Origin of the sequence: Streptomyces mutabilis (assembly GCF_046628145.1) — a bacterium.
Lineage (GTDB): Bacteria > Actinomycetota > Actinomycetes > Streptomycetales > Streptomycetaceae > Streptomyces > Streptomyces mutabilis.
Window position 1 is genome coordinate 3,288,898 of record NZ_CP176874.1, and the last position, 13,316, is coordinate 3,302,213.

General features: G+C 73.8%; 12 protein-coding genes. 4 read left to right on the forward strand and 8 right to left on the reverse strand.

What is annotated here, in order from left to right:
• Nucleotides 1-2 precede the first annotated feature (2 nt).
• The 6 genes from ACLIN4_RS14530 to rsmI all read right to left on the reverse strand — a co-directional run bounded on the left by ACLIN4_RS14530 (nt 3) and on the right by rsmI (nt 5,719).
• Nucleotides 3-899, reverse strand: a complete 897-nt coding sequence (locus tag ACLIN4_RS14530; protein WP_411575857.1) for a 4-(cytidine 5'-diphospho)-2-C-methyl-D-erythritol kinase — start codon at nt 897-899, stop codon at nt 3-5.
• 7 nt (nt 900-906) lie between these two features.
• The gene (gene rsmA / locus ACLIN4_RS14535; RefSeq protein ID WP_290012588.1) at nt 907-1,767 is read right to left on the reverse strand and encodes a 16S rRNA (adenine(1518)-N(6)/adenine(1519)-N(6))-dimethyltransferase RsmA; all 861 of its coding nucleotides are present in this window, start codon (nt 1,765-1,767) and stop codon (nt 907-909) included.
• 81 nt (nt 1,768-1,848) lie between these two features.
• Nucleotides 1,849-3,198 (reverse strand): ubiquitin-like domain-containing protein, encoded by a 1,350-nt coding sequence (locus ACLIN4_RS14540; RefSeq protein ID WP_411575858.1) that lies wholly within the window; start codon nt 3,196-3,198, stop codon nt 1,849-1,851.
• A gap of 108 nt (nt 3,199-3,306) precedes the next feature.
• Nucleotides 3,307-4,197 carry a TatD family hydrolase gene (locus ACLIN4_RS14545; protein WP_107478482.1) on the reverse strand — a complete coding sequence of 297 codons (891 nt, stop codon included), beginning with the start codon at nt 4,195-4,197 and terminating at the stop codon, nt 3,307-3,309.
• 50 nt (nt 4,198-4,247) lie between these two features.
• Nucleotides 4,248-4,703 carry a hypothetical protein gene (locus ACLIN4_RS14550; RefSeq protein WP_411575859.1) on the reverse strand — a complete coding sequence of 152 codons (456 nt, stop codon included), beginning with the start codon at nt 4,701-4,703 and terminating at the stop codon, nt 4,248-4,250.
• Between the two features lie 170 nt (nt 4,704-4,873).
• The gene (gene rsmI, locus ACLIN4_RS14555) at nt 4,874-5,719 is read right to left on the reverse strand and encodes a 16S rRNA (cytidine(1402)-2'-O)-methyltransferase (protein WP_043372157.1); all 846 of its coding nucleotides are present in this window, start codon (nt 5,717-5,719) and stop codon (nt 4,874-4,876) included.
• A gap of 82 nt (nt 5,720-5,801) precedes the next feature.
• Between rsmI and ACLIN4_RS14560 the strand changes: the two genes are divergently transcribed.
• From ACLIN4_RS14560 to ACLIN4_RS14570, 3 genes are all read left to right on the forward strand, one after another.
• The gene (locus tag ACLIN4_RS14560) at nt 5,802-7,547 is read left to right on the forward strand and encodes a dolichyl-phosphate-mannose--protein mannosyltransferase (protein ID WP_411575860.1); all 1,746 of its coding nucleotides are present in this window, start codon (nt 5,802-5,804) and stop codon (nt 7,545-7,547) included.
• 142 nt (nt 7,548-7,689) lie between these two features.
• Nucleotides 7,690-9,321 carry a penicillin-binding transpeptidase domain-containing protein gene (locus ACLIN4_RS14565; protein WP_382051723.1) on the forward strand — a complete coding sequence of 544 codons (1,632 nt, stop codon included), beginning with the start codon at nt 7,690-7,692 and terminating at the stop codon, nt 9,319-9,321.
• Nucleotides 9,322-9,514: 193 nt separating this feature from the next.
• Nucleotides 9,515-11,182: a penicillin-binding transpeptidase domain-containing protein gene (locus ACLIN4_RS14570; protein WP_257101682.1), complete on the forward strand. Its 1,668-nt coding sequence runs from the start codon at nt 9,515-9,517 to the stop codon at nt 11,180-11,182.
• Nucleotides 11,183-11,203: 21 nt separating this feature from the next.
• Here the strand turns inward: ACLIN4_RS14570 and ACLIN4_RS14575 are convergent, their stop codons facing one another.
• Nucleotides 11,204-11,581, reverse strand: coding sequence for an SsgA family sporulation/cell division regulator (locus tag ACLIN4_RS14575; RefSeq protein WP_107478485.1), 378 nt, complete (start codon nt 11,579-11,581; stop codon nt 11,204-11,206).
• Nucleotides 11,582-11,800: 219 nt separating this feature from the next.
• Here ACLIN4_RS14575 and ACLIN4_RS14580 point away from each other — a divergent pair, with 219 nt between their 5' ends.
• Entirely contained in the window at nt 11,801-12,991 is a 1,191-nt protein-coding gene (locus tag ACLIN4_RS14580) for a serine hydrolase domain-containing protein (protein ID WP_382022602.1), read from the forward strand.
• 15 nt (nt 12,992-13,006) lie between these two features.
• On the opposite strand, the gene ACLIN4_RS14585 is transcribed toward ACLIN4_RS14580, so the two are convergent.
• Nucleotides 13,007-13,282, reverse strand: coding sequence for a DUF1876 domain-containing protein (locus ACLIN4_RS14585; protein WP_100045092.1), 276 nt, complete (start codon nt 13,280-13,282; stop codon nt 13,007-13,009).
• Nucleotides 13,283-13,316: the final 34 nt, after the last annotated feature.

The window sequence follows — 13,316 nt, forward strand, 5'->3', positions numbered from 1 at the left end:
CCTCACACCACCGACGCCCCCGCCGCCGCCCCCACCGCCGTACGCACGTCCCGGCACGTCCCCGAGGCCCGCAGCACCCCGGCGATGTCCGACGCGGACCCGGCGTCCGTGGCGAGGAAGGCCGTGGTCGGCCCCGAGCCCGAGACCAGCGCCGCCAGCGCCCCCGCCGCCCGCCCCGCCGCGAGGGTGTCGCCCAGTTCGGGGAAGAGGGAGAGCGCGGCCGGCTGGAGGTCGTTGGAGACGGCCACGGCCAGCGCGGCCGGGTCGCCCTTGGCGAGGGCGTCGAGCACCGCCTGGTCGGCGACCGGCTCCGGAATGTCCAGGCCCTCCCCCAGCCGGTCGAACTCACGGAAGACGGCCGGCGTGGACAGCCCCCGCGTGGCCAGCGCGAACACCCAGTGGAAGTCGCCGCCGACCTCCAGCTCCGTCAGCCTCTCGCCCCGCCCGGTACCCAGCGCCGCCCCGCCGACCAGGCTGAACGGCACGTCGCTGCCCAGCTCGGCGCAGATCTCCAGCAGCTCCTCGCGCGAGGCGCCGGTGCCCCACAGGGCGTCGCAGGCGACCAGCGCGCCGGCGCAGTCCGCGCTGCCGCCCGCCATGCCGCCGGCGACGGGGATGTCCTTGGCGATGTGGAGGTGCACGTCGGGCGTGCGGCCGTACCGCTCGGCGAGGGCGAGTGCCGCGCGGGCGGCGAGGTTGGTGCGGTCCAGGGGGACCTGGTCGGCGTCCGGGCCCTCGCAGGTGACGCGGAGTCCACCGGCGGCCGGGGTCGCGGTGACCTCGTCGTACAGCGAGACCGCGAGGAAGACGTTGGCCAGGTCGTGGAAGCCGTCGGGGCGGGCGGCGCCGACCGCGAGCTGGACGTTGACCTTGGCGGGGACGCGGACCGTCACGCTCACTTGCTCGTCACTCCTTGTGTTCGGCGATACGCGCGAACTCTTCCACGGTCAGCGCCTCTCCGCGCGCCTGCGGCGACACGCCTGCGGCGACGAGGGCGGCCTCGGCGGCGGCGGCCGAACCGGCCCACCCGGCCAGGGCGGCCCGCAGGGTCTTGCGACGCTGGGCGAACGCGGCGTCGACGACGGCGAAGACCTCACGCTTGGAGGCGGTGGTCTTCAGCGGCTCGGTACGCCGGACGAGGGACACGAGTCCGCTGTCGACGTTGGGCGCGGGCCAGAAGACGTTGCGGCCGATGGAACCGGCCCGCTTGACCTCGGCGTACCAGTTCGCCTTCACGGAGGGGACGCCGTAGACCTTCGAGCCGGGCCCGGCGGCGAGGCGGTCGGCGACCTCGGCCTGGACCATGACGAGGGTGCGCTCGATGGTCGGGAAGGTGTCGAGCATGTGCAGGAGGACGGGCACGGCGACGTTGTAGGGCAGGTTCGCGACCAGCGCGGTCGGGGCGGGGCCCGGCAGCTCGGTGACGTGCATCGCGTCGGAGTGGACGAGCGCGAACCGGTCGGCGCGCTCGGGCATGCGGGCGGCGACGGTGGCCGGCAGGGCGGCGGCGAGGACGTCGTCGATCTCGACGGCGGTGACCCGGTCGGCGGCCTCCAGCAGGGCCAGGGTGAGCGAGCCGAGACCCGGTCCCACCTCGACCACCACGTCGTCGGGGCGTACCTCGGCGGTGCGGACGATACGGCGGACCGTGTTGGCGTCGATGACGAAGTTCTGGCCGCGCTGCTTGGTGGGGCGTACGCCGAGGGCCGCCGCGAGTTCGCGGACGTCGGCGGGACCCAGGAGGGCGTCGGGGGTGGGGCTGCTCACCCCGCAAGGGTAGCCGGGGGCGGGCGCGGGCCGGTCCGGGCCGATCGGGGGCGCTCCCGGAGCCGGCGGGGTCGTCGCCGGTCAGCCCCGCAGGCGTGCGCCGCAGTGCGGCCAGGCGTCGGCGCCGCTGCGCACGTAGAGCTTCTTCGCCCGGTACGTCTGCTCGGCGGGCGTCGCGTCCTCGGGGCGTCCTTCGCCGCCGAGGCCGCGCCAGGTGGCGGTGTCGAACTGGTAGAGGCCCCCGTGGGTGCCGGACGGGTCGACGGCGTGCGGGCGGCCGCCCGACTCGCAGGCGGCGAGGGCCTGCCAGTCCAGGTGGTCGGCGCCCCGCACGGACGCGGGCCGGGCGCGGGTGCCGACCCGGACGATCTGCGGGCGGGGCTCGCGCACCAGCTCGGTACGGAGCGTGCGCGGTCTCTGCCGGACGCCGTTGACGGTGCGCACGGCGTACGTGGTCCGGCGCAGGCCGGGCTGTCCGGCCTGGTCGACGACCTCCGTGCCCCGGTAGAGGGTGGGGTCCTCGGAGCGGCGTACGGCGAAGGGGATCGGGTCTTCGTGGACCTCCTGGGAGCCGGTGATCCGCAGCACGGTGACGGTCTGCCCGTCGCGGGGGAAGCCGGTGCCGGGGACGGAGGTGGTGTCCTCGCCGTGCAGCGTGACCCCGGCCTCTTCGACGGCCCGGTGCACGGTGGCGGCGTTGGTGCGGACGGTGCGGGCCCGGCCGTCCGCCATGACGGTCACCACGCGCTCGGTGCGCACGTCCAGGGCCAGGCCCTCGCGCCCGATGCGGCGGGAGGCGGGGGCGGAGAGGTACGCGCCCTGGACGCGCACGCCGAGTTGCCGAAGCGCCTCCTCCACCGTGTCCGCGGTCGTCCACACCTGGTGGCGCCGGCCGTCGAGGGTGAGCAGGAGGGGGCGTGCGCGCCGGACGGTGACCTCCTCGCCGCTGCTCAGCCGGGTGCCTGGGGCGGGCGTGATCACGTCGTGGGTGCCCACCCGGACGCCCTCGTCGGCGAGCAGTTCGGTCACGTCGTCGGCGAAGGTGTGCAGGGTGCGCGGGGTGCCGTCGACGGTCAGCTCGACGGCCTTGTCCTCGGCGACGAAGGCGGTGGTGCCGCCCGCGAGGAACGCCAGGACCAGGGCGCGCGGCACCAGCCGGCGCAGGGAGCCGTCCGCGGGTCCGGGGCGGCGTTCCCGGCGCCGACGCGCGGCCCGGCCGCCCTGCGGTGCGGGGACCGGCACCGGACGGGCGCCCCGCGGTGCGGGGACCGGCACCGGACCGCCGCCCTGCCGGGGCGGCGCGGGGCGGTAGGTGCCGCCGTACGGCAGGGTCGGCGCGCTGTGGACGTCGTACGTCTCCTCCGTGCCGTACGGCGCCCGGGTGCCGTACGGCGCCCGGCTCTCGTGGGTCTCGGTCTTCGTTCCGCTCACGCCGACACGCTCCAGGGGTCCGGATCGGGCCACCAGAACCTAGCGGAGCGCCCGTCACTCTCCAAAGTCGCGCGGACACCCAGCGTGGCGAACGAGTGCGGGGGGGGCTCAGTAGCCGAAGGCGCGTGCGGTGTTCGCGGCCAGTGCCGTCGCCAGTGTGTCCTCGTCGACGCCCCGTACGGCGGCCATGGCGCGGACGGTGACCGGGATCAGGTAGGGGGCGTTGGGCCGGCCCCGGTAGGGCGCCGGCGTCAGGAACGGCGCGTCGGTCTCCACCAGGATCAGCTCCCGCGGGGCGACCGCGAGGGCGTCGCGGAGGTTCTGGGCGTTCTTGAAGGTGACGTTCCCGGCGAAGGACATGTAGTAGCCGGCGCTCGCGCAGATCCCGGCCATCTCGGCGTCGCCGGAGTAGCAGTGGAAGACGGTGCGCTCGGGTGCGCCCTCCTCCTTGAGGACGCGCAGAACGTCGGCGTGGGCGTCGCGGTCGTGGATGACCAGGGTCTTGCCGTGCCGCTTGGCGATCTCGATGTGGGCGCGGAAGGACCTCTCCTGGGCCTCCTTGCCCTCGGGGCCCGTGCGGAAGTAGTCCAGTCCCGTCTCGCCGACGCCCTTGACCTGCGGGAGTGCCGCTAGGCGGTCGATCTCGGCCAGCGCCTCGTCGAGCGCCGCGTCCCCGCCGGGCTCGCGCGCCCCCTGCCTCGACCAGCCGTCGGGGTCCCCGTGGACGATGCGCGGCGCCTCGTTGGGGTGCAGGGCGACGGTGGCGTGGACGGCGTCGTGGGCCGCCGCCGTCTCGGCCGCCCAGCGGGAGCCGGCGAGGTCGCAGCCGACCTGGACGACCGTGGTGACGCCGACCGACGCGGCCTTGGCGAGGCCCTCCGCCACCGTGCCCGCCTGCATGTCGAGGTGGGTGTGGGAGTCGGCGACCGGTACCCGCAGGGGTTCGGGGAGCGGCGGCGCGTCGTTCTTGTCGGAGCGGCCGGAGGCGTTCGAAGGCATGCCTCGATCCTACGAAAGCCCTGCGAACGCCCCGCGGGGCTCCGGCGGGGTCAGCTCGCCCCGCGGTGGAGGTGGAGGGCGTGCAGGAGGCCGCCCAGGTGCCGGTGCCCGCGCCCTGCGGTCAGGCCCGGCGCTCCCGGTCCCGGCGCCTCGTGCACCACCTGGCCGGCCGGCACCCGCGGCACCTCCAGGGGCCCGGCGGGCGGCACCCGGTGCAGGCCGTCGGAGGCGCCGCGCACCGAGGCGACCCGCCCCGGCCGCATGATCCGCACGACGTGGTTGTCGCAGTTGGCGCAGGTCGGCCGGGTCAGCGGGGAGGGTACGACGCGGCCGTCCGTGACGTAGAGCACGAATTCGCGGCCGTCGGCGTCCCTGTGGTGCTCGATCTCGAACGACTGCTCCCAGCCGTGCCCGCAGCGCATGCACGCGAACGAGTACGACTCGTGGACGACGTCGGTGGCGCCCGCGCGCAGTCCGGTCCGCGCCGTGCTCTCACTGATGCCCATTCCGGCTCCTCCGCTCGCTCGGCGTCTGACTGCTGCCTCCTCCAGTGGACTCCTCCACCAGGGGGAAAGCACTGGATCTGCCGAGTGTTTGAGCCGATTTGGGCCGCCCTTGGCGCTGGGGCCGAATCGTCAGGAACGAGTCAAGCGCGGCCGGAAAGGGCCGCTCCGCGTCACCCCGCGTTCTTCGCCGCCACCACCGCGTCGAAGACCTCCCGCTTGGGCAGGCCCGCCTGCGCGGCGACGGCCGCGATGGCCTCCTTGCGCCGCTCCCCCGCCTCCTCGCGCACCCGGACCCGGCGCACCAGTTCCGCCGCGTCGACCTCCTCGGGGCCGTGGTCCGGGGCGCCCTCGACGACGACGGTGATCTCGCCGCGCACGCCCTCGGCGGCCCACGCGGCCAGCTCGCCCAGCCCGCCGCGCCTGACCTCCTCGTACGTCTTGGTCAGCTCCCGGCAGACGGCGGCCCGCCGCTCGGCGCCGAACGCCTCGGCCATGTCGGCGAGCGTGTCGTCGAGGCGGTGCGGGGCCTCGAAGTACACGAGGGTCCGGCGCTCGCCGGCCGCCTCGCGCAGCCGCGCCCGCCGTTCGCCGGCCTTGCGGGGCAGGAAGCCCTCGAAGCAGAACCGGTCGACGGGCAGCCCGGACAGGGCGAGCGCGGTGAGCACGGCGGACGGGCCGGGCACGGCGGTGACCCGGACGTCCCGTTCGACGGCGGCGGCGACCAGCCGGTAGCCGGGGTCGGACACGGACGGCATCCCGGCGTCGGTCACCAGCAGCACGCGCGCGCCGCCCGCCAGCTCCTCGACCAGCTCGGGGGTGCGGGCGGACTCGTTGCCCTCGAAGTACGACACGACACGCCCGCGCGGGGTGACGCCCAGCGCCTGGGTGAGCCGGCGCAGCCGCCGGGTGTCCTCGGCGGCGACGACGTCGGCGCCGGCCAGTTCCTCGGCGAGCCGGGGCGGCGCGTCGCGCACGTCGCCGATGGGGGTGCCCGCCAGTACAAGGGTTCCAGTCACTCCCCCATCCTCCCAGGGACGCGTCAGGACCGGTCCGGGGCATGCGCGGGACGTGCACAGCGCGGTTCCCTACGATGGCGCGGTGACCAGTACCGCGTCCTCCACGGACACCCGGCAGGACCAGGCCCCGCACGAGCAGCGGCCCGCCTGGCAGCAGCGGCTGCGCCGCTTCGGCTACACGGCGCCGCCCGCGGCCGACGACGTCCGCGACCGGCTGGTGCCCCCGTACACGCGCCCCGGTCCGCGTCTGTGGGTCTTCCTCGGCCTGTCGAAGACCCGCGCCGAGCGGCTGGTGCGCTGGTCGGCGTGGGGCGGGCCGCTGCTGGTGGCGCTGCTGGCGGGCGTGCTGCGGTTCTGGAACCTGGGCAGCCTGAAGGCGGTGATATTCGACGAGACGTACTACGCCAAGGACGCGTGGGCGCTCATCCACCGGGGTTTCGAGGTCAACTGGGACAAGGACGCCAACGACCTGATCCTGAACTCCGGCGGCGACGTGCCGATCCCGACGGACGCGGCGTACGTCGTGCATCCGCCGGTCGGCAAGTACGTCATCGGGCTCGGCGAGCTGCTGTTCGGGTTCGACCCGTTCGGCTGGCGGTTCATGACCGCGCTGCTCGGCACGCTGTCGGTGCTGCTGCTGTGCCGGATCGGCCGGCGCCTGTTCCGCTCCACGTTCCTGGGGTGCCTGGCGGGCGCCCTGATGGCGGTGGACGGGCTGCACTTCGTCATGAGCCGCACCGCGCTGCTGGACAGCGTGCTGATGTTCTTCGTGCTGGCGGCCTTCGGCTGCCTGGTCGCCGACCGCGACTGGGCCCGCGGCAGACTCGCCGCCGCGCTGCCCGTGGACGCCGACGGCCGGGTCCGTCCGGACGCGGACATCGCCGAGACGTTCCGGTTCGGGTGGCGGCCCTGGCGGCTGGCGGCGGGGCTGATGCTGGGCCTGGCGGCGGCCACCAAGTGGAACGGCCTGTACATCATGGCGGCGTTCTGCGTGATGGCCGTGCTGTGGGACGTGGGCACCCGCCGGGTCGCGGGCGCGCACCGGCCGCACCTGTCGGTCCTGAGGTACGACCTGGGCTGGGCGTTCCTTTCGACCGTGCCGGTGGCCCTCGGCACCTACCTGCTGTCCTGGCTGGGCTGGATCCTCTCCCCTGCCGACGGCACCGGCGGCTACTACCGGGACTGGGCGGCGACCGACGGCAGGAACAGCTCCTGGTCGTGGCTGTTCCCGGACTGGTGGCGCAGCCTGTGGCACTACGAGACGCAGGTGCTGGAGTTCCACACGCACCTCACCTCGCCGCACACGTACCAGTCCAATCCGTGGAGCTGGATCGTGCTGGGCCGCCCGGTCTCCTACTTCTACGAGTCGCCCTCGCCCGGCTCGGACGGCTGCCCGGCCGACGCGGGCGAGAAGTGCGCCCGCGAGGTGCTGGCGCTGGGCACGCCGCTGCTGTGGTGGGTGGGCTGCTTCGCGCTGCTGTACGTGCTGTGGCGCTGGGCGTTCCGCCGGGACTGGCGGGCGGGCGCCATCGCGTGCGGTGTCGCGGCCGGCTATCTGCCGTGGTTCCTGTACCAGGAGCGCACGATCTTCCTCTTCTACGCCGTCGTCTTCCTGCCGTTCCTGTGCCTGGCGGTGGCGATGCTGCTGGGGGCGATCATCGGCCGGCCGGGCTGCGGCGACGCCCGGCGGGTCGCGGGGGCGACGGGCGCGGGCGTGCTGGTGCTGCTGATCGCCTGGAACTTCATCTACTTCTGGCCGCTCTACACGGGGACGGCGATCCCGATGGAGGACTGGCGGTCGCGGATGTGGCTGGACACGTGGGTCTGAGGGGTCCTGCGGGTCTCCTTTGGGCCACCAAACGGAAACATCCGTACCTCTGTTCACTCTCTGCACCTAGAGTGCAACCCACAACTGCTTCTGAACGCGTTCAAGAAGGCGGGCGGAAGGTCTGACGGGGAGGGGACTGCCGATGGGCAGGGGGGTGAAGGCCGCCGTCATAGGCGGCGTGTTCGCCGTGATGGTGGGCGGGGCCGGATACGGCGCCTACAACATCGTGTCCGCGCTGGACGGCGGGGGCGGCTCGGAAAGCGCCGGTACGGCGAAGAAGAGCGGGCCGCCCGGCGAGGACGAGGTCGGGGAGACGACCGAGAAGTTCTTCACGGCCTGGGAGAAGGGCGACGCGGCCACCGCGGCGTCGTACACGAACAACGCCTCGGTGGCCGGGACGCTGCTCACGGCGTACGGCGAGGCGGCGCACATCACCGACGTGGACATCACGCCCGGCACGGCGACCGGCACGAGCGTGCCGTTCACGGTGAAGGCGAAGGTGTCGTACGAGGGCGCGAGCAAGCCGCTGACGTACAAGAGCGAGCTGACGGTGGTGCGCGGGGAGACCACCGGGCGGGCGCTGGTCGACTGGCGGCCGTCCGTCGTCCATCCGGAGCTGAAGGACGGCGACACCCTGGTCACCGAGGAGTCGGCGACCCCGCAGATCCAGGCGGTCGGCCGCGACGGCACCGTGCTGACCAAGGAGAAGTACCCCTCCCTCGGCCCGGTCCTGGCCACCCTGCGGGAGAAGTACGGCGACCAGGCGGGCGGCACCCCCGGCGTCGAACTGGTGGTCCGGCACACGGCCGCGAACACCCCCGACACCCCGCTGCTGACCCTGACCCAGGGCGAGCCGGGCAAGCTGGAGACGACGCTCAGCGCGAGCGTGCAGGCGGCGGCCGAGAAGGCCGTGAAGCGGTACGGCGAGTCCTCCGTGGTCGCGGTCGAGCCGAGCACCGGCGAGGTGCTGGCCGTGGCGAACAACCGGGCGGACGGCTTCAACGCGGCGTTCCAGGGGCGGGTCGCCCCCGGCTCCACCATGAAGATCATCACCGCCGCCATGCTCATCGACAACGGCGTGACCTCGATGAACGGCCCGGCGCCCTGCCCGAACACGGCGACCTGGCAGAGCCAGACCTTCAAGAACCTCACCGGCATGGAGCCCGACGAGGGCGCCACGCTCGCCAACACCTTCCTGCGCTCCTGCAACACGGGCTTCATCAAACTCATCGACGAGGAACCGCTCACCGACTCCTCGCTGACGACGGAGGCCGAGGAGCGCTTCGGGCTGGGCCGCGACGACTGGCAGACCGGCATCGTCTCCTTCGACGGCAGCGTCCCCGCGTCCGGCGGCCCGGACCGCGCGGCCAACGCCATCGGCCAGGGCCAGGTCCAGATGAACCCCCTGAACATGGCCTCGGTGACGGCGACCGCGATCACCGGTGAGTTCCGCCAGCCCTACCTGGTCTCCCCCGACCTGGACGGCCGGCAGCTGGCCACCGCCAAGGGCCTGCCGCAGAGCACCGCCGCCCAGCTGAAGCAGATGATGCGGCTCACCGCCACCCAGGGCACCGGCGCCGCGGCCATGTCCGGGCTCGGCGGCGACATCGGCGCGAAGACCGGATCGGCGGAGGTCGACGGAAACGCCACCTCCGACAGCTGGTTCACCGGCTTCCGCGGTGACGTCGCGGCGGCGGCCATGGTCCAGCAGGGCGGCCACGGCGGTGACGCGGCCGGCCCGATCGTCGCGGACGTGCTGCGCGCCGGCGGCTGAACCGGGCCGGCGGGACTCCGCCGGGGACTCGGCGTGTTCCGGGTCCTCCGCCTTCCGCACGGCGAGGGTGCGTACCCCCGGGCGCGGACGGGGGGCCCGGAACCGGCCCTAGGGTGGTCACCGTCGTTGCAGGCGCGGCAGTGCGACAGCAACGGCCGGGACACCGACGGGCAGCGCGAAGGAACGGGACGCAGTGAGCAGCAGAAGGGCCGCCGCCGAGCGGCGCAGGACGAGACCCGCCGTGATCGGCAGTGTGGCCGCCGTGGTCGTGGCCGGTGCCGGATTCGGCGCCTACGCGATGTACGGCGCCGGCGGCGGGGACACCGACCGGACCACGTCCGCCGCGGCCGGGGAGAAGGTGAAGTCCGGCCCGCTGACGGCGGCCGAGGTCACCTCGACGGCCCAACGCTTCCTCACCGCGTGGCAGAAGGGTGACGTGGCCGGCGCCGCCGCCGCCACCGACGACGCCGAGGCCGCGAAGGCCCTGCTGACCGGTTACACCAAGGACGCCCGCGTCAAGGACGTCACGCTCACCCCGGGCACCCCGGCCGGGGAGAGGGTCCCGTTCTCCGTGAAGGCCACCGTCGCCCACGAGGAGACCAGCAAGCCGCTGGCGTACGACAGCGCGCTGACCGTCGTCCGCCGGGCCGGCGACGGCGAGCCCCGCGTCGACTGGCACGCCGCCGTCGTCCACCCGGAGCTGAAGGACGGCGACAGGCTGGTCACCGGGGAGGCCGGGGACCCGCCGGTCAAGGCGCTGGACCGGGACGGCACGGAGCTCACCGCCGCGAAGTACCCCTCCCTCGGCACCGTCCTGGACGGCCTGCGCGAGAAGTACGGCGAGAAGGCCGGCGGCACCCCCGGCATCGAGCTGCGCGTGGTCCGCGGCAAGGAGTCCAAGGCGGCGAAGGCCTCCGACAAGACCCTGCTGGAGCTGAGCGAGGGCACGCCCGGCACCGTGAAGACCACCCTGGACCCCGCCCTCCAGGCCGCCGCCGAACAGCAGGTGGCCGGCAAGGCGCGGGCGTCGGTGGTGCTGCTGCGCGCCTCCACCGGGGAGATCCTCGCCGTCGCCAACGGCGGCCACGGCTTCAACACCGCCTTCCAGGGCTCCCTGGCGCCCGGCTCCACGATGAAGGTCGTCACCGCCTCGATGCTGATCGAGAAGAACCTGGCGTCGATGGACGAGAAGCACCCGTGCCCGAAGTACTTCAGCTACGGCGGCTGGAAGTTCCAGAACGACGACGAGTTCGAGATCAAGGACGGCACCTTCAAGGCGAGCTTCGCCCGCTCCTGCAACACCGCCTTCATCAGCCAGGCCCCGGAGCTGGAGAACGACGACCTGACCAAGCAGGCCAAGGAAGTGTTCGGCCTGTCCATGAACAACTGGTCCGTCGGCGTGCCCACCTTCGACGGCTCGGTGCCCGTGCAGAGCGCCGCCCCGATGGCCGCCTCCCTCATCGGTCAGGGCGGGGTGCGGATGAACCCGCTGAACATGGCGTCCGTGGCGGCGACCGTGAAGTCCGGCTCCTTCCACCAGCCGTACCTGGTCTCCCCGTCGGTCGACGGGCGCGAGCTGGCCACCGCCTCCCGCACCATGTCGGCGTCCACGCTGGCGCAACTGCGCGAGATGATGTCCTACACGGCGGCCGCCGGTACCGCTGCGGAGGCGATGGCCGGCGTCGGCGGTGACGCCGGGGCGAAGACCGGCTCGGCGGAGGTGGACGGCCAGGAGAAGCCGAACGGCTGGTTCACCGCGTACAAGGGCGACCTGGCCGCTGCGGGCGTGGTCCAGCAGGGCGGCCACGGCAGCGAGAGCGCGGGCCCGATCGTGGCGGCGCTGCTCAAGAACGCGGGCTGACGGGCGTCACCGGCCGGTGGCTCAGTGGGCCACCGGCTGGGCCACCGCCGTGTAGGTGCGGCGCAGGAACCGCATGAGCGCCTTGGTCTCGAACTGCACCACCGAGCAGCCCTGCGGGGAGTGGAACTCGACGACCGCCTGGACCCGCCCGCACGGCCACACCCGCACGTCGCCGGTCCCGGCGGGCGCGCGCAGGCCCTGCTCCAGCAGCGCACGGGAGAAGGTCCATTCGCGGGAGGCGGGGGCGCGTCCCCGCGCGGGCAGCGCGACGCACACCGAGCGGGGGTCGCGGTCGGGGTCGTAGCGCAGTACGACGGGTATCGCTCCGCCGTCGTCCCAGTCCGGGAGGTCCGCGTCGGTCAGGATGTGGGCTCGTGCGTACTGTTCGACCACGGACATCGGATCGCCCCTAGCGCTCTGTGACCTGTGCGAAAGCCGTGCGTTCCGCCCCCACTCAAATGTCCCATATTTTCCCTTTCATGCCTTTTGGGGTGCATGTCACGTCTGCCCGTCGGTACCGGCGCCCGCGCGAGCGCTGAGGAATCGCAGGTGGCCGCCGGCGGTTGCACCCACTGTCGCAGGCGATCCGAAGGGACGGGTGGAGAAGTGAGCGCGGACGTGGACGTGCACGGAACGGTGGCCGAGGGGTTCGAGCCGGTCAGGGACGCGTTCGCACGGAACTTCACCGCGCTCGGGGACCGGGGCGCGGCGGTCGCCGTCTACCGGGACGGGCGCAAGGTCGTCGACCTGTGGGGCGGCACGAGGGACGTCGACGGCACCGAACCGTGGCGCCGGGGCACCGCGCAGGTGGTCCGCTCGGCCACGAAGGGCGTCGCCGCCGCCGTACCGCTGCTGCTGCACCAGCGCGGGGAGCTGGACCTGGACGCGCCGGTGGCCGAGTACTGGCCCGAGTTCAAGGCGCACGGCAAGGAGCGCGTGCTGGTCCGGCACGTGCTGAACCACAAGGCCGGCCTGCCGGTCCTCGATCGCCCGCTCACCCCCCAGGAGGCGCTGGACCCGCTGCGCGGCCCCGAGGCGGTCGCCGCGCAGGCACCCGTCTGGGAGCCGGGCACCGACCACGGCTACCACGCGCTCACCTACGGCTGGCTCCTGGACGAGCTGGTCCGCAGGGTGACGGGCGGCCGGAGCACCGGTGAGTGGATCGCGGACGAGATCGCCCGCCCGCTCGGCCTGGACCTCTGGCTCGGGCTGCCGGCCGAGGAGGAGGCAGCGGGCCGGACCGGAAGGGTCGGGCGCCTCCAGGACCCCGAGCCGTCGGGCAGCGGGCCGCGCCTGCGTCCCAAGCGCGCCGTCACCGAGGCCTACGCGGACCCGGACTCCCTCACCCGCCGCGCCTTCGCCGCGATCACGCCGTTCCCCGACCAGAACGACCCCGCGTACCGCGCGGCGGCCCTCCCGGCGACCAACGGCATCGCGACGGCGGACGGGCTGGCCCGCTTCTACGCGGCGCTGATCGGCGGGGTCGACGGCGTGACCCGGCACCCGCGGCTCTTCGACCCGGCGACGACGCGGCGGGCCCGCGCCGAGGAGTCGTCCGGCCCCGACCGGGTCCTGGTCGTCGGCACCCGCTTCGGCCTCGGCTACATGCTGCACGGCAGCGCGTCGCCGTTCCTGTCGCCGGGTTCCTTCGGCCACCCGGGCCGCGGCGGCGCGCTCGGCTTCGCCGACCCGGAGGCCGGTGTCGCCTTCGGCTACGTCACCAACGGCTTCCGCAAGACCGTGACCGCCGACCCGCGGGCGCAGGCGCTGGTGCGGGCGGTGCGGACGTCGCTCGGCGCGGACGGCTGACGGACCCGCCCCGGTTCACACGTGGATCGGGTGGGACGTCCTCCCGGACGCCGCGTCGATCTCGTCGTGCGCCTTGGTGAGCAGTTGCATCGCCAGCTCGTTCAACGCGCGTGCGCCGGCGACCTCTTCGCCGACCCTCGGCTGCTGGGGGTCCACGCGGTGGCGGCTGGCGTGGCCGTGCGCGCGGACCTCGGTGCCGTCGGGGAGCCGCACCATCGCGACCGCCCGCGTGTGCTGGTCGTCCTCCATGAACTCCAGCTCGACATGCCATCCCACTGCGGTGTGCATCATGACGATCACCTCCGGAACACCTCCTTCCAGGGTG

Bases quoted from the DNA above. Each gene is read 5' to 3' on its own strand.
- ACLIN4_RS14545 (WP_107478482.1), bottom strand. From the start codon at position 4,197: ATGCCTTCGAACGCCTCCGGCCGCTCCGACAAGAACGACGCGCCGCCG.
- ACLIN4_RS14575 (WP_107478485.1), bottom strand. From the start codon at position 11,581: ATGTCCGTGGTCGAACAGTACGCACGAGCCCACATCCTGACCGACGCG.
- ACLIN4_RS14550 (WP_411575859.1), bottom strand. From the start codon at position 4,703: ATGGGCATCAGTGAGAGCACGGCGCGGACCGGACTGCGCGCGGGCGCC.
- ACLIN4_RS14585 (WP_100045092.1), bottom strand. From the start codon at position 13,282: ATGATGCACACCGCAGTGGGATGGCATGTCGAGCTGGAGTTCATGGAG.
- ACLIN4_RS14565 (WP_382051723.1), top strand. From the start codon at position 7,690: ATGGGCAGGGGGGTGAAGGCCGCCGTCATAGGCGGCGTGTTCGCCGTG.